This window comes from Micromonospora sp. MA102 (assembly GCF_025460765.1).
Classification (GTDB): domain Bacteria; phylum Actinomycetota; class Actinomycetes; order Mycobacteriales; family Micromonosporaceae; genus Micromonospora; species Micromonospora halotolerans.
The window spans coordinates 518,192-539,811 of the sequence record NZ_JAMWEG010000001.1 but is presented as its reverse complement, the minus strand read 5'-3'; the positions used below and the strand labels follow the sequence as shown (position 1 = coordinate 539,811).

Here is a 21,620-nt window from a genome sequence, read left to right as displayed (position 1 = left end):
CGCGGATTCGCTCAGTCGAGCAACCCGCCCCCGGTGGGCAGCGGCAGCTCGGGCAGCGGAAGCCCGGACACCGACACCGACGGCAGCGGCAACGGCAGCCGGGGCAGCGGCAGCAGCGGGCTGCCCGCCGGGCTGGGCGGACGGCTCGACCCGGCCCTCGGCGTGCCGCCCGAGGTGGCGGGGGCCGGCCGTGGCGTACCGGTGACGGTCGGGCTCGGGACGGCGGTGGGCGCGGGCGTGGCCGTGGCCGTGGCGGGCGGCGCGCCGCCCGGCGGCGCGGTCGCCGCACGGGCCGCCGCCAGGTCGCGGGCCAGGACGTCGAGCGCGGCGCCCAGCCGGGTGACCGCCGCCGGGTCCTCGACCCGGGTGAGGTCGCGGCGGCCCTGCGCGACCAGCGCCTCGGCGTCGTCGAGCCGGCCGGCGTCCAGGGCCGCGCGCGCCTTGCCGATGGTGTCCTCGATCCCGCGCACCTCGGCCTGCTGGGGGTGCAGCAGCCGGGTCAGCGACCAGAGCGGGCTGCCCGGTCCGGCGTCGCGGCTGCCGATGCCGAGCCCGGAGACCAGCGCCAGCAGCGCCACGGCGGCGGCCGCCAGCCGCAGTGTCCAGGGGCGGGGGCGGCGGGCCGCGCGTCGCGCGGGCGCCTCGCCGGCGGGTTCCGGCGCGCCCGGGCGGACCGCGGTGGCCGGCTCGTCGGCGAGTTCCGCCCGCCAGAGGGCGAGCACCCCGGCGAGCGCGTCGCCCTCGGGTGCGGCCTCACCGCGGCCGAGCGCGTCGAGCAGCGCGTCGTCGCGCGCGATGGTCCCCAGGTCCATCACGTCGTCGCCGTCGCCCGGCGTGCGCCCGGTCATGCCGCCACCTCGTCCAGTGAGCCCCCGGCCAGGGTACGGAGCCGCGTCAGGGCCCGGGACTGGGCCATCCGGACCGCGGCCGCGGACATGCCCACGATGCCGCCGACCTCCTCGGCGGACAGTCCCGCCGCGACCCGCAGCAGGATGATCTCCCGCTGCACGTCGGGGAGCCGGTCGAGCAGCGCGGAGAGCCGCCGGGCCAGGTCGCTCGCCACGGCCTGCTGCTCGGGACCGGGCGCGGCGTCCGGCCGGTCGACGGGGCTGTCGGTGGGGGTCACCGCGGCGTCGCGGACGGCGGAGCGCTGCGCGTCGGCCACCTTGTGCGCGGCGATGCCGTAGACGAACGCGGCGAACGGGACGCCCTGCTCGCGGTAGCGGGGGAGGGCGCGCAGCACGGCCACGCACACCTCCTGGGCCACATCGTCGGCGGTGGTGTACGCCCCGCCCACCCGGCCCAGCCGGGCCCGGCAGTAGCGGACCAGCCCCGGCCGTACGCCGACGAGCAGCTCCTCGACCGCCGCCGGGTCGCCCGCGGCGGCCCGGCGGACGAGCTCGGATTCGATCACTGTCGTCATGGCGTTCGTGGAACATCCTCATCGCCGGCCGGTTTCCGGCACGTTATCGACACCTCCGGGGTTTTGCATAGCTTGCCGGTCGTCCCCGGCCCATGACGCAAAGTAGTTGTTGCGTCCGGTCGACCCCGCCCGATGTCCCAGATGAGACACGAAGGGAGGGGAACGATGGGCGTCGAGGTCGCGGTACGCGGACTGACCAAGTCCTTCGGCGGGCACCCGGTCTGGTCGGACCTCACCCTGACCCTGCCCGCCGGGGAGATCTCCGTCCTGTTGGGACCCTCCGGCACGGGCAAGTCCGTGTTCCTCAAGACGCTTGTCGGTCTGCTGAGGCCGGACCGGGGCTCCGTCCTCATCGCGGGCCGGGACCTGCCGAAGCTCTCCGAACGCGAGCTGTACGAGGTCCGCAAGCTGTTCGGTGTGCTGTTCCAGGACGGCGCGCTGTTCGGCTCGATGACCATCTACGACAACGTGGCGTTCCCGTTGCGCGAGCACACCCGCCGGTCCGAGTCGGAGATCCGGGCCGTGGTCACCGAGAAGCTGGAGATGGTCGGCCTGGTGGGGGCCGAGCACAAGCTGCCCGGCGAGATCTCCGGCGGGATGCGCAAGCGGGCCGGGCTGGCCCGGGCGCTCGTCCTCGACCCGGAGATCATCCTCTTCGACGAGCCGGACTCCGGGCTGGACCCGGTGCGCACCGCCTACCTGAACCAGCTCATCGTCGATCTCAACCAGCGCACCGGGGCGACCTTCCTGATCGTCACCCACGACATCAACACCGCCCGGACCGTGCCGGACAACATCGGCCTGATCTACCACGGGCACCTGGCCATGTTCGGGCCGCGGGAGATGCTGCTGTCCAGCACCGAGCCGGTGGTCCGGCAGTTCCTCAACGCCCAGCGGATCGGCCCGATCGGCATGGCCGAGGAGAAGGACGCCGAGGAACTCGCGGCCGAGGCGCAGGCCGGCGCGGAACTCCCGCCGCTGCCGCCGATCCCGCTGCAACTGCCCCCGTCGGACGGGCGGCCGCGCCGGGCCGAGCGCCCGCCGGGCCAGTGGTGCCGCGAGCACGGCGTCACCCCGCCGCCCGGGTCGTTCGAGGGCCGCTGGGCGGCCGACCCGAGCGAGGAGGTGGCGGTATGAGCGCCCCGGTCGCCGCGGTCCGGAACACCGGCGAGTTCTTCGCGTTCTGCCTGGACACCCTGCGCGGGCTGGGCCGGCGGCCGGTGCAGGTCCGCGAGTTCGTGCAGCAGGCCTGGTTCATCAGCTCGGTGTCCATCCTGCCCGCCGCGCTGGTCGCCATCCCGTTCGGCGCGGTCATCGCGCTCCAGCTCGGTTCGCTGGTCCGCCAGCTCGGCGCGCAGTCGTTCACCGGCGCCGCCTCCGTGCTCGCCGTGGTCCGCGAGGCCGGCCCGATCGTCACCGCGCTCATCATCGCCGGCGCGGGCGGCTCGGCCATCTGCGCCGACCTCGGCGCCCGGAAGATCCGCGAGGAGCTGGACGCCATGCAGGTGCTCGGGATCGACCCGATCCACCGCCTCGTGGTGCCCCGGGTGCTCGCCTCGATGCTGGTCGCCGTGCTGCTCAACGGCCTGGTCAGCGTCGTCGGGGTGACCGGCGGCTACGCGTTCAACGTGGTGCTCCAGGGCGGCACGCCCGGGGCGTATCTGGCCAGCTTCCAGGCCCTCGGCCAGCTCCCCGACCTGCTGGTGGGCGAGGTGAAGGCGCTGCTGTTCGGTGCCGCCGCCGCGCTGGTCGCCAGCCACCAGGGGATGACCGCGAAGGGCGGGCCGAAGGGCGTCGGCGACGCGGTCAACCGCAGCGTGGTGATCACCTTCATGCTGCTGTTCGCGCTGAACTTCGTGGTCACGGCCGTGTATTTCCAGGTCGTCCCGCAGAAGGGGAGCTGACGTGACGGTCCTGCGGTATCTCGACGACCTGGGCGGGCAGCTCGCCTTCCACCTGCGCGCCCTGGCCTGGGCGCCGCGCACCCTGCGCCGCTACCGGCGCGAGGTGGTCCGGCTGCTGGCCGAGGTCAGCTTCGGCACCGGCGCGCTCGCCGTGCTCGGCGGCACCGTCGGCGTGATCTGCTTCCTCACCTTCTTCACCGGCACCGAGGTCGGGCTCCAGGGCTACCAGGCGCTCGACCAGATCGGCAGCAGCGCCTTCACCGGCTTCGTCTCGGCGTACTTCAACACCCGGGAGATCTCGCCGCTGGTGGCCGCGCTGGCGCTGTCGGCCACCGTCGGCTGCGGCTTCACGGCCCAGCTGGGCGCCATGCGGATCTCCGAGGAGGTCGACGCGCTGGAGGTGATGGGCGTGCCCTCGCTGCCGTTCCTGGTCACCACCCGCATGATCGCCGGCTTCGTCGCCGTCGTCCCGCTGTACGTGGTCGGCCTGCTGGCCAGCTACCTGGCCACCCGCACCATCGCGGTCGGCTACTTCGGACAGTCCGCCGGCACCTACGACTACTACTTCCACCTGTTCCTGCCGCCCGAGGACGTGCTCTGGTCCTTCGGCAAGGTGCTGGTGTTCAGCGTGATCGTGGTGCTCGTGCACTGCTGGTACGGCTACACCGCCCAGGGCGGGCCGGCCGCGGTCGGCGTCGCCGTCGGCCGCGCCGTGCGCACCGCGATCGTCGCGGTCAACGTCGTCGACTTCTTCCTGTCCCTGGCCATCTGGGGCGCCACCACCACCGTCCGGATCGCGGGGTGACCATGCGACACCGTCTGCTCGGCCTCGTCTTCGTCGCCCTGCTCGCCGCGGCGCTGACCGCCGCCGTGCTGCAGTACCGCGGGGCGTTCACCCCGGTCGACCGGGTCACCCTCCGCGCCGACCGCGCCGGCCTGCACCTCCTGGAAGGCGCCGACGTGAAGGTACGCGGGGTGGTGGTCGGCGCCGTCCGCTCGGTCCGCAGCGACGGCCACGGCGCGGCGATCGGGCTGGCCCTCGACCCGGCCACCACCGGCCGGATCCCCGCCGACGTGACGGCCCGGCTGCTGCCCAAGACCCTCTTCGGCGAGCGGTACGTGGAACTCGTCCCGCCCCCGGGCAGCACCGCCGGACCGATCCGCGACGGCGCGGTCATCACCCAGGACCGCAGCCGCACGGCCGTCGAGTTGGAACGGGTGCTCGACGAGGCGCTGCCGCTGCTCCAGTCCGTCCGCCCCGACCAGCTCGCCACGACCCTCGGCGCGATCACCACCGCCCTGGAGGGGCGCGGCGACCGGCTCGGCGCGAACCTGACCCGGCTCGGCGCGTACCTGCGGCAGGTCAACCCGCAGCTGCCGACCCTCACCGAGGACCTGCGCCAGCTCGCCACGGTGCTGGACAGCTACGACGCGGCGCTGCCCGACCTGCTCGCCCTGCTGCGCGACGTGACCGTCACCGCCCGCACCATCGGCGACCAGCGCGACCAGCTCGCCGCGTTCCTCGCCGACACGACCGACACGGCCGACACCGCCCGCGGCTTCCTGGACCGGCACGGCGACCAGCTCATCCGGCTCGGCCAGGTCAGCCGCCCGGTGCTCGAACTGCTGGCCGCCTACGCGCCGGAGTACCCGTGTCTGGTGCACGGGCTGGTCGACCTGCAACCCAGGGTCGAGGAGGCCTTCGAGGGCGGTCGCATGCACATCACCCTGGAGGTGACCCGCGACGGCGGCCCGTACGAGCGGGGCCGCGACGAGCCCGTCTACGCCGCCCACGACGGCCCGGACTGCCGCGGCCTGCCGAGCCCCCAGGTGCCCGCGCCGGAGGTGGCCGTCGCCGACGGCTACGACTACGGCGCCGCCCGTACCCCGAAGCCCCTGCCCGTGGGTGTGCCGGCCGGCGGGGCGCCCGCGGCGCCGGCCTCCCCGGAGATGGGCCGGGCCGGCACCGGCGAGGAGCGGGCCCTCGTGAAGCCGCTGGTCGGCGGGCTCACCGGGACACCACCCGCCGAGGTGCCCGACATCGCGGTGCTGCTCTGGGGCCCGCTGCTGCGCGGCGCGGTGGTGACCGCCCGATGACCGGGAAGACGACCCCCGCGCTGGTCAAGCTGCTGGTGTTCGCGGCGATCACGCTGCTGGCCACCGGGCTGCTCGCGCAGACCCTCGGCGCGTTCCCGCCCGACGGCACCACCTACCGGGCCCGGTTCACCGACGTGACCGGCCTGCTCGCCGGCGACGACGTGCGGATCGCCGGCGTGCGGGTGGGCAGGGTGGCCGACATCCGGGTGGTCGACGACACGACCGCCGAGGTCGCCTTTACCGTCGACCGCACGGTGCCGGTGGCCGTCGGCGTCCGGGCCGCCGTCCGCTACCGCAACCTCGTCGGCCAGCGCTACCTGGCGCTGACCGAGGGCCCCGGCGACCCCCGCCCGCTGCGTCCCGACGGCCTCATCCCGCTCGCTCAGACCACACCGGCGCTCGACCTGACCGTGCTGTTCAACGGCTTCCGGCCGCTGTTCACGGCGCTCGACCCCGCCGAGGTCAACAAGCTGGCGTACGAGATCGTCCAGGTGCTCCAGGGCGAGGGCGGCACGGTGGCCAGCCTGCTGCGACGCACCGCCTCGCTGACCAGCACCCTCGCCGACCGGGACGCGGTGATCGGCCGGGTGGTCACCAACCTCAACCAGGTGCTGGGCACCCTGGCCGGCCACGACCGGGAGCTGGACCAGAGCGTCACCCAGCTCCAGCAGTTCGTCTCGGGGCTGTCCGCCGACCGCACCGCCATCGGCGAGGCGCTGGTCAGCCTCGGCGAGCTGACCGACACCACCGCCGGGCTGCTGCGCCAGACCCGGCCGCCGCTCGCCGCCGACGTCCGTGCCCTCGACGAGCTGGCCGGCACGCTCGGCCGCAACTCCGAGGTCATCGACGCCACCCTGGGCCGGCTGCCGCAGCGCTACGAGTCGCTGACCCGGGTCGCCTCCTACGGCTCCTGGTTCAACTTCTACCTCTGCGACTTCGACGGCCGGCTCGCCGTCGACGGCCACGCGCCGCTCACCGTGCCCGGCGTCGACGCCACCGCCGCCCGCTGCGCCACCGGAGGTGCCCGGTGAGACCGTTCCGCGAACGCAACCCGGTGATCGTCGGCGCGGTCGGGCTGACCGTGCTCGTCGCCGCCCTGCTCGGCGCGTTCCAGCTCGACCGGATCGCCGCGCTCACCGGCCGGTCGTACGCCGCCGCGTTCCACGACGCCAGCGGCCTGGCCACCGGCAACGAGGTGCGGGTGGCCGGGGTACGGGTCGGGGTGGTCACCGCCGTGGAACTCGCCCGCGAGCCGCAGCCGTACGTGCGGGTCGGGTTCCGGGTCGACGACGACGGCGTGCGCCTCGGCCGGGACACCGGCGCGACCATCCGGATCAAGACGGTGCTCGGGCAGAAGTACCTGGCGCTCGCCCCGGCCGGCCCCGGGAAGCTGCCCGAGCGCGGGCAGATCCCGCTGGACCGCACGGCCGCCCCGTTCGACGTGGTGCAGGCCGTCACGGGTCTCGCCGACACCCTCGACAAGGTCGACACCGACCAGCTCGCCCGGGCGTTCACCACCCTGTCGGAGACCTTCGCCGACACCCCGCCCAGCGTGCACACCTCGCTGACCGGGCTGTCCCGGCTGTCCCGCACCGTCTCGGACCGCGACGCCGAGCTGCGTACCCTGCTGGCCCGGGCGCGCGGCGTCACGGGTGTGCTCGCCGAACGGGACGAGGAGTTCCGCAAGCTGGTCACCGACGGGGAGAAGCTGCTCACCGAGGTCAGCCGGCGCCGGGACGCCATCCACCAGCTCCTGGTCGGCACCGACCAGCTCGCCACGCAGCTCTCCGGGCTGGTCGCCGACAACCGCACCCGGCTGGAACCGGCGCTGCGCAAGCTGCGCGAGGTGGTCGCCGTGCTGCAACGCAACCGCGACGACCTGGAGCAGACCATCCGTCGGATGGGCCCGTTCGTCACCGCCTTCGCCAACGTCGTCGGCAACGGGCGCTGGTTCGACTCGTACGTGGACGGACTGCTCCAGCCGTACCTGCCCGCCGCCACCGGAGGTCGCTGATGCCCGGTCGGATCCAGCGCTGGCGGCGACCGCTCGCCGCGGCCACCGTGCTGCTCACCGCCCTCGCCGTCGGGACGGCCGTGTGGCGTCACCAACCACCCGACCGGCGGGTGGTCGCCTACTTCACCCGCGCGGTCGGCGTGTACGCCGGCTCCGACGTGCGGATCCTCGGCGTCCGCGTCGGCGAGGTCGAGAAGGTGGTCCCGCAGGGGCGGGTGGTCCGCGTCGAGATGCGCTACGACCCGCGGCTGCGGCTGCCGGCCGGCGCGCAGGCGCTCATCGTCCCGCCCAGCGTGGTCAGCGACCGCTACGTGCAGCTCACCCCGGCGTACACCGGCGGCGCCGAGCTGGGCGACGGGGCGCAGATCCCGGTCGACCGGACCGCCGCGCCCATGGAGATCGACGACATCTACGCCGCGCTCGACGAGTTCAACCGGACCCTCGGCCCGACCGGCGCCAACGCCGACGGGGCCCTGTCCGACCTGGTCGCCACCGGCAGGGCCAACCTGGAGGGCAACGGCGCCGACCTGCACGACACCCTCGACGGGGCCTCCCGCGCGCTGAGCACCCTGTCCGCCGGGCGCGGCGACCTCTTCGGCACGGTGGCCAACCTGCAACGCTTCACCACCACCCTGGCCCGCAGCGACCAGCAGGTACGCGGCTTCCAGCAGCAGCTCGCCGACGTCGCCGAGCAGCTCGCCGGGGAGAAGGAGGAGCTGGCCCGGGCGCTGCGCAACCTGGCCGCCGCGCTCGACGACGTGACCACCTTCGTCCGGCAGAACCGGACCGCCCTGACCTCGAACGTCACCGCGCTCACCGACATCACCCGGGTCCTGGTCCGCCAGCAGCGGGCGGTCATCCAGATCCTCGACGTGGCGCCGCTCGCCATCGGCAACCTCAACCTCGCCTACAACCCCCGCTCCGGCACCCTGGACACCCGGGACAACCCGCTCGGCCCGTACGACCCGGCCACCTTCGCCTGCTCGCTGATGGTCGACCAGCTTCCCGTCGCCGAGGTGCCGGCGATCTGCACCAAGCTCGCGCAGACCCTGCGCCAGCGCGGGCTGCCCCTCACCGACCAGCTGCGTAAGCTGCTCAAGCTGCCGCCCGGCGCCCCGGCGGGAGGCGGGTCCTCACCGGGATCCATCAGCTCCCCCGGTGCGCCGACCGCCGACGAGGCGCCGGGCGGCTCCTCCACCCCGAGCGACCCCACGCTCGGCGGCATCCTGCGGGGTCCGGCGTGACCGCCCGACCGGCCCGGGCGCGGACGGCCGCCCGGCTGCTGGCCGGCGCGCTGGCCGTGGCCCTGCTGCCCGCCGGCTGCGGCCTGCCCGAGGTGGCGGACCTGCCGCTGCCCGGTGGGCGCCCGACCAGCCCCGGCTACACGGTCAGCGCGGAGTTCACCGACGTGCTGGACCTGGTGCCCCGGGCCGCGGTCAAGGTCGACGACGTCACCGTCGGCAGCGTCGAGAAGATCTCGCTGGACGGCTGGCACGCCCGGGTCCGGCTGCGCGTCGACCGGGCGGTGCGGCTGCCGGCGAACGCCACCGCCGCCGTCCGGCAGAGCAGCCTGCTCGGCGAGAAGTACGTGGCCCTGGCCCCGCCACCGGCCGAGCCGGCCCGGGGTGAACTCGCCGACGGCGACCTCATCCCGCTGTCCCGGACCACCCGCGGCGCCGAGGTGGAGGAGGTCCTCGCCGCCCTGGGCCTGCTGCTCAACGGCGGCGGCCTGGCCCAGCTGCGCACCATCAACGCCGAGCTGAACCGGGCCCTCGCCGGCCGCGAACCGGCGCTGCGGGACACCCTGACCGAGCTGGACACCTTCCTCGGCGGGCTGGACCGGCAGAAGGCCGACATCGTCCGCGCGATCGACGCCCTCGACCGGCTCAGCGGCCGGCTGGCCCGGCAGCGGCAGGTCGTCGGCGACGCGCTGGACTCCCTCGCCCCGGGCCTCACCGTGCTGGCCCGGCAACGGGCCCAGCTCACCAAGGCACTCACCGCGCTGGGCCGGCTCGGCATCGTGGGCACCCGGGTGGTGGAGCGCAGCCGGGCGGACACGGTGGCCGCCGTGACGTCCCTGCAACCGATCCTGGAGCAGCTCGCCCGGGCCGGTGACGACCTGCCCAGGTCGCTGGACTTCATGCTGTCGTACCCGTTCCCGCCGAACGTGACCGGCGCGATCGTCGGCGACTTCGTGAACCTGTCCGTCACGGCCGACCTGGACGCCGCCAGCATCCTGGCCAACCTGGTGGCCGCCGCGCCCGCGCCGGCGCCGCGGACCTCCCGGCCGGCGACCCCGACGGCGCCCCGTCCGCCCGCCACCGGCGGCCCGGCCCGGCCCGGCCCCCGGCCCGGCGGCGGCGTCCTGCCCGACCTGCCCGACCTGCCGCTGCTCAAGTGCCTGCCGGACCTGAAGGACTTCCCGGCCATCTTCACCCCGCCCAAGGAGTGCGGGCTGCCGGCGGGCTGCAAGCTGCTCAAGCCCGGCTCCACCGTGCCGCTGGGTGGCCTCCTGCTGCCCAAGGGCCTCGTGCCGCCCGGCACGGCGTTCCCCGCCGGCACCGAACTTCCCGCCGGCACCGTGCTCACCACAGAGTGCGTGCTCCCGCTGACCGGCGCCGTCACCGGCCAGATCGGCGACCTGACCGACGTGCTCGGGGGAGGGCTGATCCCGTGATCGGACGCACCGTGAAGCTCCAGGTGCTCGCCTTCGTGCTGGTGAGCATCCTCGGCGTCGGCTACGTCGGCGTCCGCTACGTCGGCCTCGGCGACCGGCTGCTGCACGCCGGCTACGTCGTCCACGTCGACCTGGCCCGCGCCGGAGGGCTGTTCGCCAACGCCCCGGTCACCTATCGCGGCGTGCCCGTCGGCCGGGTCACCGCGGTCGCCCTGCGCGGCGACGGGGTCCGCGCCGACCTGCGCCTCGACCGGGACGTCCGGGTCCCCGACGCGCTGCGCGCCGTGGTCGCCCAGCGCTCCGCCGTCGGCGAGCAGTACCTCGACCTGCGCCCCGAGCGCGACGGCGGACCGTACCTCGCCGACGGGGCGGTGATCCCGGCCGACCGGACCGGCCTCCCGCTGGCACCGGAGACCCTGCTGACCAACCTGGACGCGCTGGTCCGCTCGGTCGACCCGGACGACCTGACCGTGCTCGTCACCGAGCTGGGCACCGCGTTCGAGGGCAACGAGCAGGCCCTGGCCCGGATCCTCGACGCCGGTGACGCCCTGCTCACCGAGGCGGACCGGCGGCTGCCCGAGACCCTCGCGCTGATCCGCGACGCCCGCACCGTGCTGACCACCCAGGCCGAGTCCACCGAGGCGCTGCGCCGCTGGTCGGCCGGGCTGGCGCAGCTCGCCGCCACGCTCCGCTCCGCCGACCCGGACCTGCGGCGGCTGCTGGCCGGCGGACCGCCCGCCGGCGTCGAGCTGCGGGCGCTGCTGCGCGGCCTGGAACCCGACGTCGGCGTGCTGCTCGGCAACCTGGTCACCGTCAACGGGATCGCCGCCCGGCGGCTGCCCGGCATCGAGCAACTCCTGGTGGTGTACCCGATCGCGGTGGCCGGCGGCTACACCGTCACCCCCGGCGACGGCACCGCCCACCTCGGCCTGGTGGTCAACGTGGGCAACCCGCCGTCCTGCGTCTACAGCGGGGGTGCCACCGGCTGCGACGCCGGCGAGCGCGCCGCCGGAGCGAGCGTGCGCGGTGCCGGCAACGCGCCCCGGCCCTCCGGCGCCGACCCCACGCCCCCGCCCGAGGCCGACGGGGGCGGCGACCCCGGGTACGACGCCGCCACCGGCCTGGTGCTCGGCGCCGACGGCCGCCCGTTGCAGTTCGGCGGCACCGGCGGCCAGTACCGCACCGCCGGGGCCCAGTCCTGGAAACAGCTGTTGCTCGCCGGGGTGACCCCGTGACCGGCGTACCCGAGGAGGTGGCGGTGCCCAGCCGCAGGAACACCACGTTGAAGGTCATCAAGGGCGCGAAGGCCGGCGGCCCGACCGTGCCGCGCCGCCGCCTGGTCAGCCGGGCGGTCCCCGCATCCGACGAGCCGATCGAGCGGGTGCTGGAACGGCTCGACCGGGAGCCGGTCGAGGATCCCATCGAGGCCGGGGACCTCACGGTCGTCGGCGACCCGGCCGAGGTCGAGGACCTGCCCGAGCCCGACCCCGAGCCCGCCGATCCCGACGTCGACGCCGGGCCGGACGCCGACGCCGAGCCGGCCGGCACCGCCCCGCCCGGCCGGCGCCGGGCGCTCATCGCGCTGCTCGTGGTGCTGCTGGCCGCCGCCCTGGCCGGCGCCGGCGTGCAGGGCCACCGCTGGTACGTCGACCGGGCCACCGACCAGGCCCGCCGGGAGGCCGTGGCCGCCGCCCGGCAGACCGCGGTCAACTTCGTCTCGGTCAGCGCCGCCAGCGTCGACCGGGACCTGAGCCGGATCACCGCCGGCGCCACCGGTGACTTCAAGGACGAGTTCACCCGCGGCCAGGCCCAGGTCCGCGCCGCCGTCGTGGAGAACAAGGTCCAGTCCCAGGGGACCGTGCTGCGCGCCGGGCTCGTCTCCGGCGACCGGCGACACGCGGTGGTGCTGGTGGCGGTCGACGCCACCGTCCGCAACGTCAAGTCGCCCGACGGGCGGCCCTCGCACTACCGGATCCAGCTCGACCTGGTTCGGGACCGGGACTCGGGGGACTGGCTCGTGACCAAGCTCCAGTTCGTCGGATGACCGACAGGAGGAGACCGATGCGCCTACCGACCGTCCTGCGTCGACCCCGGCCGCGGCCCGTGCCGCTGCTCGTCGTCGCGCTGCTGCTGGCCGGCGCCGTGGCGGTGGCCGGCTGGACCGCCGACCGCCGCGCCGACCAGCGCGACCAGGCCGTACGCCAGGCCCTGGCCACCGCTCCGGCCGCCGCCAAGGCCCTCTTCTCCTACGACTACCGCACCTTCGACGACAGCGTCGCCAACGGCCGCACCTTCGCCACCGGCGCGTTCGCCGACGAGTACGCGCAGACCACCACGGCGCTCAAGGCGACCGCCGCGAAGCAGCAGGCCGTGGTGCTCGCCGAGGTGTCCGCCACCGGCGTGGTCGACGCCCGGCCGGACCGGGTGGAGCTGCTGCTCTACCTCAACCAGTACCGGCGCAACGTGACCACCGCGGGGGAGAAGGTGGACCAGAACCGGGTGGTGCTCACGCTGGTCCCGGTGCACGGCGAGTGGAAGGTCGTCCAGGCCACCGCCATCTGACCGGCAAGCTTGCCGGCGTCTGCTAGCAGTTGGCGGTGTGTCCGTTCCCGACCATCCGCCCGCCGCCCCGCCCGGCCCACGCACGACCGACCCCGGAACCGGCCGGCACCCCGGTTCCGGGGTCTCCGTCCGGCGCGGGGAAGCACCCGTTGCGCCGATGGACTCCTGCGCCGGCGCGACCAGAATGACCAGCGTGGCGGAGGCCGACACCCGCCCCTGGAACGCCGTGGAGGCCGTCGCATGAGCGGCTGGCAGCTGTCCGGCTACACGCCGGTCCGTCGGCTCGGCGCCGGTGCGTCGGGCAGCGTCGTGCTCGCCACCCACGACGCCACCGGCACCCCGGTCGCCATCAAGTACCTGGTCCGCGACATCGGCGCGGACTCCTCCTTCCGGACCGCCTTCCGGGCGGAGGCCCGGCTCCTCGGCGAGATCGACGACCGGCACGTCAGCCGCCTCTACGAGTACGTCGAGTCGCCGCACGGCGCGGCCATCGTGATGGAGCTGGTCGACGGGGTCTCGCTGCGCCAGATGCTGCGGGCGCACGGCCCCACCACCCCCGAGGCGGCGCTGTGCGTGTTGAAGGGCTCGCTCACCGGCCTCGCCGCCGCCCACGCCCGTGGCGTGGTGCACCGGGACTACAAGCCGGAGAACGTGCTGGTCACCGGGGAGGGGCTGAGTAAGCTCGCCGACTTCGGCATCGCCATGCCGGTCGGCCAGGGCTCGGACACCACCGTCTCGGGCACCCCCCGCTACATGGCTCCGGAGCAGTGGACGGGCGCGCCGGCCAGCCCGGCGTGCGACATCTACGCGGCCACCGCCACCTTCTTCGAGTGCCTCACCGGCCGGCCCCCGTACGAGGGGCCGGACCTGTTCGCCCTGCGCGAGCAGCACGCCTCCGCGCCGATCCCGACCGACCCGGCCCCCGCGCCCGTGCACGAGCTGCTCCGCTACGGCATGGCCAAGCGTCCCGACGAGCGGCCCCAGCCCGCCCAGGTGTTCCTGGAGATCCTCGACCGGGTGGCCGGTGCCGGATACGGCGGGGAGTGGGAGGAGCGCGGGCTGCGCGAGCTGGCCCGCCGGGCCGCCCTGCTCGCCGCGCTCTGGCCGTTCCCCGACGGCGCGGGCGGCGCCACCAGCCTGGCCAGCACCACGCTCGGCGCGACGGCAGGGCGCGGCGGCCGGTTCCGCCGCGGCCGCGCGCGGACCGCGCTGGCGGGCGTCGGCCTGGTCGCCGCCCTACTGGCCGGCGGGGCCGGCTACAGCTACACCGCCCACGACGACCCGGTCACCGCCGACGGCCCGACCGACCCGGCCGGCCCGGCCGTCGCCGGCGCCACGACCACCGACCCGAGCGGCGGCACCCCGACCGAGCCGCCGGCGCCGTCCGCGAGCGCCACCCCGTCCGCGTCGGCGACGCCGGGTGCCAGGCCGAGCGGCTCCCGCTCCGCGACCCCCACCCGCCCACCGGTACGCACCAGCGCGCCCGCCGCGAGCCCGTCGACCAGCACCTCGCCGCCGCCACCACCCGACGTCACCGCCCCCTCCGTGAGCGGCGTCGCCGCCGATCCGGGGCAGCTCGAACCGGACGGCTGCCGGTACGGGTACAAGACCAGCACGGTCACGGCCACCGTCACCGACGACCGCAGCGGGCCGGCCGCCCTCAAGGTCACCTTCCGCTACACCCTGGGAGGCGCCACCGGAACGGGGTCGATGGCCTCGGCCGGGCGCGGCGTGTTCCGGGGCACCCTCGGCCCGCTGCCGGCGCCGAAGCAGAGCACCCGCATCCCGATCCAGGTCACCGCCGTCGACGCCGCCGGCAACGCGACCACCTCGGCGTCCCCGGTGTACGTGACGCTCTACAACTACTGCACCCCCGGCTAGGAGTGGTGACCGTGCCCGCTGCCCAGACCCGCGCCGTGACCCGGGTACGGCCCTCGTGACCCGCCCCGAGGAGCCGACCGAGGCGCTGCCCACCCGCGCGCTGCCCGCCGACCCCGGCGCGACCGTCGACCTGGGCCGCGGCGGTGCCGTGGATCCGGCCGACGCCACCGTTCACCTCGGCCCGACGGACCGGACGGTGCACCTCGGCGCGGCGGAGCCGACCGCGCAGTTCGGGGCCCCGACCGTCGGCCCGCCGGGCGCCGCCGAGCCGACCGTGCACTTCGGAGCGGCGGCGGACCGGACCGCGCGGTTCGGCGCCCCGGACGCCGCCGAGCCGACCGGGTACCACACCACGTGGCCCCGGCAGCACCCCACCGGGCCGGCCACGGCGGCCGGCGGCGGGTCCACCGCCGGGGCGTACCGGGAGGCGACGGCGGACGCGCGGGCGGTGAGCGGGGCACCGGCGCCCGGCGGGGAGCTGCGCTTCGGGCCCGGTGTCCCGGCCACCCCGCCGCCGGCCCCGGCCTGGCCGGTGATGCCTCCGGCGCGGCGGTCCCGACCGGTCTGGCGCCGGGTCGTCTCGGTGCTGTCCACCCTGCTCACCGCGGCGCTGCTGGTGGTGGTCGGGCTCTACCTGTGGCAGCGGCTGCGCCCGCTGGAGGTCGAGGCCGTCACCGTGGCGGTGCCCCGGCCACCCGGCGTGGCCTGCGACGTCACCGTCGACGTGGTGGCCACCGTACGGACCAACGGGCGCGGCGGCGTGATCCGCTACCAGTGGTTCCGGTCGGACGCCCCGCCCGGCGGCCTGCTCACCGAGCGGGTCGGCCGCGGCCAGCGGACCGCCACCCTCACTCTCCAGTGGACGATCAGCGGGGTCGGCACGACCGTCGAGAGCGCCACCGTCAACATCGTCGAACCGTCGCCGCTGCAGGCCGACACGCAGGTCCGCTACCGCTGCCCCGGGGGCTGACCGCGTTTCCCGGACGGCTGGTCAGGGTAGCTCCAGGCGAACCGACCCTGACTGTGTGCGTGGAGGCCCTTCGATGAAAGACAACTTCGGCGACGCGGTGGGCGACGCGTTCCGCTCGGTGATGCTGTTCCTGCCCAAGGCGGTCGCCTTCATCGCCATCCTGATCGTGGGCTGGCTGGTCGCCAAGGCCGTGCTGAAGATCGTGGACAAGGTCCTGGAGCGGGTCCACTTCGACCGGGCCGTCGAGCGCGGTGGCATCAAGACCGCCCTCGCGCGCTCGAAGTACGACGCCAGCGACATCGTCGCCAAGCTGGCCTACTACGCGGTGCTGCTGGTCACCCTCCAGCTCGCCTTCGGCATCTGGGGCCCGAACCCGATCTCCGACCTGATCGCCGGCGTCGTCGCCTGGCTGCCCCGGGCGTTCGTCGCCATCGTCATCGTGGTGGTGGCCGCGGCCATCGCCCGGGCGGTGAAGGACATCATCTCCAGCGCCCTCGGCGGCCTCTCCTACGGCCGGGTGCTCGCCAACATCGCCTCGGTGTTCATCCTCGGCCTCGGCGTCATCGCCGCGCTCAACCAGATCGGCGTCGCCACCACGGTGACCACTCCGGTGCTGATCGCCGTGCTCGCCACCGTCGGCGGCATCCTGATCGTCGGCGTGGGCGGCGGCCTGGTCCGCCCCATGCAGAGCCGCTGGGAGAACTGGCTGGCCCGGGCCGAGGAGGAGTCGCGGACCATCGCCACCCACGCCCGCGCGTACCAGGCCGGGCGGCGGGACGTCGAGGCGCGGTTCGGCGGGACGCCCGGCCCGTACGCCGAGGCCGAGCTGACCCGGCCGGTGGCCGGTGAGGGCGAGGCGGACCGGACCCAGCCGGTCGCCCCGTACGGCCGGGTCGAGCCGACCCAGCCGGTCGCACCGTACGGCGCGGCGGAGCCGACCCAGCCGGTGCCGGCGTACGCCGACCCGGACCGCACCCAGCCGACCACGCCTCGGCAGCCGACGGCCGAGCAGGCCGCGGACAGCGAGGCCACGATGGTCATCCCGCAGGCGGACGTGGACCGGTCCCGCCGCTGACCGACCGACCTCCGACCGGGGTGGGGCCCTTCCGGGTCCCACCCCGGTCCGTGTGCGTGGGGCGGCGCGGGGGCCGGGCGCCCGGTTACGATCGGCACGTGCACTGGCGACATTGATGCCCTGCCGAGGGTCTAGCCCGCGGGCCACCGCGGACACCGCACGTCCGGTGTCCGTCACGTCCCCGTGGGAAGGTCCCCATGCTCGTCGTCTCCGCGCGCGTGCCCGCCGAGCGCCGGCTCGCCGTCACGCTCTACGCCTACGCGTTCCTCACCGACCTGGTCCTGCTCTACCCGGTCTACACGCTGCTCTTCGCCGACACCGGGCTGTCGGTCGGGCAGATCTCCTCGCTCTTCGTCCTCTGGTCGGCCGCCGGCATCCTGCTGGAGGTGCCCTCGGGCGCCTGGGCCGACGCCGTCTCGCGGCGGCTGCTGCTCTGCCTCGCCCCGCTGCTGACCGCCGCCGGCTTCGCCCTCTGGGTGCTCGTCCCGTCCTACCCGGCGTTCGCCGCCGGCTTCCTGCTCTGGGGCGCGGGCGGCGCGCTGCGTTCCGGCGCCCTGGAGGCGCTGGTCTGGACCGAGCTGGACCGGCTCGGCGCCGCCGGCCGGTACGCCCGCCTGGCGGGCCGGGCGAGGACCGCCGAGCTGCTCGGGGTGGTCGGCGCCATGGGGCTGGCCGCGCCGGTGCTGGCCCTCGGCGGCTACCCGGCCGTGGGTGCCGCGAGCGTGGCGGCGTGCCTGGCCGCCGCGGCGGTCGCCACCCGGTTCCCGGAGCACCGGGCGGCGCGAGCAATGTGCCACCGCCAAGCCGGCACGCACCAGCCCGGCACGGACCAGGCCGGCGGCGACGAGCCCGGCACGTGCCAGGCCGGCGGCGACCGGCCCGGCACGGATCAGGCCGGCGGCGACCGGTCCGACGCGGACGAGCCCGGCTGGCTGGCCAGCCTTCGCGGCGGGCTGGCCGAGGCCCGCGCCGACCGGTCGGTGCGGGCGGCGCTGCTGCTGGTGCCGGCGGTCGCCGCCGTGTGGGGCGGCCTGGACGAGTACACGCCGCTGCTGGCCCGGGACACCGGGGTCCCGGCGGCCACCGTGCCGCTGCTGCTCGTGCTGGTCTGGGCCGGCACCACCGTGGGCGGGCTGCTGGCTCCGGTGGGGGAGCGGCTGACCGACCGGGGCTTCGCCGCGCTGCTGGCCGGCGCCGCGCTGGCCCTGGCCGCGGGCGCACTGCTGCGTCACCCGGCCGGGTTCGTCCTGGTGGGCGTCGCGTTCGCGGCGTTCCAGCTCGCCACCGTGCTGGCCGATGTCCGGTTGCAGGCCCGGATCAGCGGGCCCGACCGGGCGACGGTCACCTCGGTGGCGGGGATGGCCACCGACGTGACGATCATCGCGGTCTACGCCGGGTACGGCCTCGTGGCGGGGGCCGCCGGCCACGCGGTGGCGTTCGCGGTGGCCGTGCTGCCCTACCTGGCGCTGGCCGGCCGCCTGGCCACCCGCCGTCCCGCCCGCCGGGTTCGGGCGAATAGGTCGTTGTCCGAAAATACCGGTGTTTCCTGATTACCGTATGGGCGGAAGTGGCCGACGCCGGTCGTCCCGGGCGGCCTGGGCGACCGGCGCTGGGCTGGTCGGGACGGAGGCGACGCGGCGTGACGATGGAAGCAGAGCGCACCCTGCGCGACGAGGAGCTGGCCGGGCTGGCGGACCTCGCCGCCCAGCTGCGGATCGACTCGATCCGGTGCAGCACCCGGGCCGGCTCGGGCCACCCCACGTCGAGCCTGTCCGCGGCCGACCTGCTCGCGGTGCTGATCTCCCGCCACCTGCGCTACGACTGGTCCTACCCGGGCAACCGGGCAAACGACCACCTGATCTTCTCCAAGGGACACGCCTCGCCGCTGCTGTACGCGGTCTTCCGGGCGACCGGCGCGATCAGCGAGCAGGAGCTGCTGGACTGCTACCGCCAGTCGGGCTCCCGCCTCCAGGGTCATCCCACCCCGGTCCTGCCCTGGGTGGACGTCGCGACCGGCTCGCTCGGCCAGGGGCTGCCGGTCGGCGTCGGCGTCGCCCTGGCCGGGCGGTACCTCGACAAGCTGCCGTTCCACGTCTGGGTGCTCTGCGGCGACAGCGAGACGGCCGAGGGCTCCATCTGGGAGGCCCTGGACAAGGCCGGCCACTTCGGGCTCCGCAACCTCACCGCGATCGTGGACGTGAACCGGTTCGGCCAGCGGGGCCCGACCGAGCTGGAGTGGGACCTGGACACCTACCGCCGGCGCGTCGAGGCGTTCGGCTGCCACCCCATCGTCGTCGACGGACACGACCTGGCCGCGATCGACGAGGCGTTCGGGCAGGCCCGGGAGGCGACCGGCCCGACGGTCGTGCTGGCCCGGACGGTCAAGGGCAAGGGCGTGCCGGAGATCGAGAACCGGCCGGACTGGCACGGCAAGGCGCTCGAAGCGGACCAGGCCGAGCGGGCCGTCCAGGCCCTCGGCGGGGTGCGGCAGATCCGGGTCGCCGGGCCGCGGCCCGCCGCCGCGCCGCCGGCCCCCGCCGCCGCCGGGCCGCCACCGGAGCTGCCCCGGTACGAGAAGGGGGCGAAGGTGGCCACCCGCAACGCGTACGGGGACGCGCTGCGCGCGCTGGGCGTCCGGCCGGACGTGGTGGTCCTCGACGGCGAGGTCAGCGACTCGACCCGGACGGACAAGTTCGCCGAGGCGTACCCGGACCGGTTCTTCGAGATGTTCATCGCCGAGCAGCAGCTGGTCGCCGCCGCGGTGGGCCTGCGGGTCCGTGGCTACCGGCCGTTCGTGGCCACCTTCGCCGCGTTCCTGTCCCGCGCCTACGACTTCATCCGGATGGCCGGCATCTCGCGGGCCGACATCGCCCTCGCCGGCTCGCACGCGGGCGTGGAGATCGGCCCGGACGGCCCCTCCCAGATGGGGTTGGAGGACCTCGCTGCCCTGCGCGCCGTGCACGGGTCGACAGTGCTCTACCCGAGCGACGCCGTCTCCTGCGCGGCCCTGGTCGCCGCCATGGTCGACCGGGAGGGCGTCAGCTACCTGCGCACGACCCGCGGCAAGTACCCGGTGCTCTACGACAACGGGGAGGACTTCCCGGTCGGCGGCAGCAAGCTGCTGCGCGACGGGACCGACGTGGCGCTCATCGGCGCCGGGGTGACCGTGCACAACTGCCTCGCGGCCGCCGACGAGCTGGCCCGCGAGGGCATCGACGCCCGGGTGATCGACCTGTACTCGGTGAAGCCGGTCGACCGGCAGCGGCTGCTCGACGCCGTGCGGGACACCGGCGGCCGGTTGGTGGTGGTCGAGGACCACTACCCGCAGGGCGGGCTGGGTTCCGCCGTGCTGGAGGAGCTGGCCGACCTGGCCGAGCCGGTGCGGGTCAACCACCTGGCCGTGCGCGGTCTGCCCGGCTCCGGAACCCCGGCCCAGCAGATGGACCGGGCGGGCATCGGCGCCTTCGCCATCGTCGGCGCGGCGCGCGCCCTGGCCTGACGGTTCCCCGGCGCGGGAACCGGTCGCGCCGGCCTCCGGCTCACCGTCGCAGCCGGATCTCGGCCGGATCGCGGTCGCTGCGCAGGCCCTTCCACGAGGGGTGGCGCAGCCGGCCGTCGGGCGTCCACGACCGGAAGGTGACGTCCCCGACCAGCACGGGGTCGACCCAGACGGCGTGCCGGGCGTGCTCGCGCGGCACCGGGGCGGCGAAGGGCGGGTCCGGCCGGGTCAGCGGCTCCAGGCGGCTTGCCAGGTCCCGCAGCACGGCCTGGGTGAAGCCGGTACCCACCTGCCCGATGTAGTGCAGCCGGTCGTGCTCGTCGTAGCTGCCGAGCAGCAGCGACCCGATGGCGCCGGACCGCCGGCCGGAGCCCGGCTTCCAGCCGCCCACGATCACCTCGACGGTCTCGTTGAGCGGCACCTTGACCCACGCCGCGCCCCGGCGGCCCGGCTCGTACGGCGACCGGAGCTGCTTGGCGACCACCCCTTCGAGTCCGAGGTCGGCCGCGGCCGTGGCCAGGTCCCGGCCGGCCTCGCCGGTCCAGTAGGGCGGCGTCTCGACGGTCTCGCCGCTGAGCGCCAGTCCCTCCAGCGCGGCGCGCCGCTCGGTGTACGGCAGGACCGTGGTGTCCCGACCGTCGAGGTGCAGCAGGTCGAACAGGTAGTACCGGACCGGGGTCGAGGCGATAAGCGCGGCGGCCGGCGCCCGGACGTGCATCCGCCGCTGGAGCGCGGAGAAGCTGGGCCGGCCGCCGGCGTCGAGCGCCACGATCTCGCCGTCGAGCACCGCCCGCCGGCCGGCCAGGAGGTCGGCGAGCTCGCCCAGCTCCGGGTACGCCCGGGTGACGTCCCGGTCGTTGCGGCTGAGCAGCCGCAGCCCACGGTTGACGTACGCGACCGCCCGCACGCCGTCCCACTTGAACTCGTAGCCCCAGCCGGGCCCGGTGGGCAGCGCGCCGAGCCCGGCGAGCATCGGCGGCACGAGCGTCGGCATCCTGGCGGCCACGTCCCGATCCTGGCCGTCGCGGCCCGGCGCGACGGCGGTTTCCGGGCTTTCGCCCGCACGGCGGTCGTTTGTGGTGGTCGCCTGCGGGTAGCCACGCGGTCTCCGGGACGGAAGGACCGACATGGCGGAGCTGGAGTTCGTGGCGAAGGTGGCCGAACGCGCGGGCGTCCCGGCCGACACCGCGCGATCCCTGACCGAGGCCACCCTGCGCACCCTCGCCGAGCGGATCAGCGGCGGCGAGGCGGCGGACCTGGCCGACCACGTGGCGCACGAGCTGCGACCGCTGCTGGCCCGGGCCCGTCCCGAGGAGCCGGAGGCCTTCGGGTACGACGAGTTCCTGCGCCGGGTGGCCGACCGTGCCGGCACGGCGCCGGATCTGGCCGAGCGCGGCGCGCGGGCCGTGCTGCAGACCCTGCACCGGGTGGTCGGGCACGTCGAGTTCGAGCAGGCCCTGGCCGAGCTGCCGCGGGAGATCGGGGCGCTGGCCCAGCCGGTGCCCCGCACGCCCTGAC

Annotated in this window: 20 protein-coding genes; 17 read left to right on the top strand and 3 right to left on the bottom strand. The window is 75.4% G+C overall.

The features are described from left to right. Positions 1 to 11 precede the first annotated feature (11 nt). Together NFX44_RS02615 and shbA are read right to left on the bottom strand one after the other, a co-directional pair. Positions 12 to 848, bottom strand: a complete 837-nt coding sequence (locus tag NFX44_RS02615; protein ID WP_262281842.1) for an anti-sigma-D factor RsdA — start codon at positions 846 to 848, stop codon at positions 12 to 14. Beyond that, the gene (gene shbA, locus NFX44_RS02610) at positions 845 to 1,423 is read right to left on the bottom strand and encodes an RNA polymerase sigma factor ShbA (protein WP_262281841.1); all 579 of its coding nucleotides are present in this window, start codon (positions 1,421 to 1,423) and stop codon (positions 845 to 847) included. Before shbA ends, NFX44_RS02615 begins: the two co-directional genes overlap by 4 nt. Positions 1,424 to 1,588: 165 nt before the next feature. Between shbA and NFX44_RS02605 the strand changes: the two genes are divergently transcribed. The 16 genes from NFX44_RS02605 (at position 1,589) to NFX44_RS02530 (ending at position 20,102) form a co-directional block, all read left to right on the top strand. Continuing rightward, entirely contained in the window at positions 1,589 to 2,560 is a 972-nt protein-coding gene (locus NFX44_RS02605) for an ABC transporter ATP-binding protein (protein ID WP_315974552.1), read from the top strand. Continuing rightward, positions 2,557 to 3,327: an ABC transporter permease gene (locus tag NFX44_RS02600; protein ID WP_262281840.1), complete on the top strand. Its 771-nt coding sequence runs from the start codon at positions 2,557 to 2,559 to the stop codon at positions 3,325 to 3,327. The genes NFX44_RS02605 and NFX44_RS02600 overlap by 4 nt, the downstream gene beginning before the upstream one ends. 1 nt (position 3,328) lies before the next feature. Further along, on the top strand, positions 3,329 to 4,132 hold the full coding sequence (locus tag NFX44_RS02595) for an ABC transporter permease (RefSeq protein WP_262281839.1): 804 nt from the start codon (positions 3,329 to 3,331) through the stop codon (positions 4,130 to 4,132). Between the two features lie 2 nt (positions 4,133 to 4,134). Continuing rightward, positions 4,135 to 5,424, top strand: coding sequence for an MCE family protein (locus tag NFX44_RS02590; protein ID WP_262281999.1), 1,290 nt, complete (start codon positions 4,135 to 4,137; stop codon positions 5,422 to 5,424). Continuing rightward, entirely contained in the window at positions 5,421 to 6,455 is a 1,035-nt protein-coding gene (locus NFX44_RS02585; protein ID WP_262281838.1) for an MCE family protein, read from the top strand. The genes NFX44_RS02590 and NFX44_RS02585 overlap by 4 nt, the downstream gene beginning before the upstream one ends. Beyond that, on the top strand, positions 6,452 to 7,438 hold the full coding sequence (locus NFX44_RS02580) for an MCE family protein (protein ID WP_262281837.1): 987 nt from the start codon (positions 6,452 to 6,454) through the stop codon (positions 7,436 to 7,438). Before NFX44_RS02585 ends, NFX44_RS02580 begins: the two co-directional genes overlap by 4 nt. Next, positions 7,438 to 8,682: an MCE family protein gene (locus NFX44_RS02575; protein ID WP_262281836.1), complete on the top strand. Its 1,245-nt coding sequence runs from the start codon at positions 7,438 to 7,440 to the stop codon at positions 8,680 to 8,682. The genes NFX44_RS02580 and NFX44_RS02575 overlap by 1 nt, the downstream gene beginning before the upstream one ends. After that, positions 8,679 to 10,115, top strand: a complete 1,437-nt coding sequence (locus NFX44_RS02570) for an MCE family protein (RefSeq protein ID WP_262281835.1) — start codon at positions 8,679 to 8,681, stop codon at positions 10,113 to 10,115. Before NFX44_RS02575 ends, NFX44_RS02570 begins: the two co-directional genes overlap by 4 nt. Then, positions 10,112 to 11,350 (top strand): MCE family protein, encoded by a 1,239-nt coding sequence (locus NFX44_RS02565; protein WP_262281834.1) that lies wholly within the window; start codon positions 10,112 to 10,114, stop codon positions 11,348 to 11,350. Before NFX44_RS02570 ends, NFX44_RS02565 begins: the two co-directional genes overlap by 4 nt. After that, on the top strand, positions 11,347 to 12,159 hold the full coding sequence (locus NFX44_RS02560) for a hypothetical protein (protein ID WP_262281833.1): 813 nt from the start codon (positions 11,347 to 11,349) through the stop codon (positions 12,157 to 12,159). The genes NFX44_RS02565 and NFX44_RS02560 overlap by 4 nt, the downstream gene beginning before the upstream one ends. A gap of 17 nt (positions 12,160 to 12,176) precedes the next feature. Beyond that, entirely contained in the window at positions 12,177 to 12,677 is a 501-nt protein-coding gene (locus NFX44_RS02555) for a hypothetical protein (protein WP_262281832.1), read from the top strand. Positions 12,678 to 12,917: 240 nt separating this feature from the next. After that, the gene (locus NFX44_RS02550; protein ID WP_262281831.1) at positions 12,918 to 14,558 is read left to right on the top strand and encodes a serine/threonine-protein kinase; all 1,641 of its coding nucleotides are present in this window, start codon (positions 12,918 to 12,920) and stop codon (positions 14,556 to 14,558) included. A 55-nt stretch (positions 14,559 to 14,613) separates the two neighbouring features. Then, complete coding sequence (locus NFX44_RS02545) at positions 14,614 to 15,528, top strand: hypothetical protein (protein WP_262281830.1); 915 nt, start codon at positions 14,614 to 14,616, stop codon at positions 15,526 to 15,528. A 73-nt stretch (positions 15,529 to 15,601) separates the two neighbouring features. Further along, the gene (locus NFX44_RS02540; protein ID WP_315974551.1) at positions 15,602 to 16,603 is read left to right on the top strand and encodes a hypothetical protein; all 1,002 of its coding nucleotides are present in this window, start codon (positions 15,602 to 15,604) and stop codon (positions 16,601 to 16,603) included. Between the two features lie 197 nt (positions 16,604 to 16,800). Next, positions 16,801 to 18,153: an MFS transporter gene (locus NFX44_RS02535; protein WP_262281829.1), complete on the top strand. Its 1,353-nt coding sequence runs from the start codon at positions 16,801 to 16,803 to the stop codon at positions 18,151 to 18,153. A gap of 95 nt (positions 18,154 to 18,248) precedes the next feature. Then, a complete protein-coding gene (locus NFX44_RS02530) occupies positions 18,249 to 20,102 on the top strand; it encodes a transketolase (RefSeq protein ID WP_262281998.1) in 1,854 nt (617 codons plus the stop codon). A gap of 40 nt (positions 20,103 to 20,142) precedes the next feature. Here NFX44_RS02530 and ligD read toward each other — a convergent pair whose 3' ends face one another. After that, positions 20,143 to 21,096, bottom strand: a complete 954-nt coding sequence (gene ligD / locus NFX44_RS02525) for a non-homologous end-joining DNA ligase (protein WP_262281997.1) — start codon at positions 21,094 to 21,096, stop codon at positions 20,143 to 20,145. A gap of 133 nt (positions 21,097 to 21,229) precedes the next feature. On the opposite strand from ligD, the gene NFX44_RS02520 reads away from it, so the two are divergent. Beyond that, complete coding sequence (locus NFX44_RS02520; protein ID WP_262281828.1) at positions 21,230 to 21,619, top strand: DUF2267 domain-containing protein; 390 nt, start codon at positions 21,230 to 21,232, stop codon at positions 21,617 to 21,619. Position 21,620: the final 1 nt, after the last annotated feature.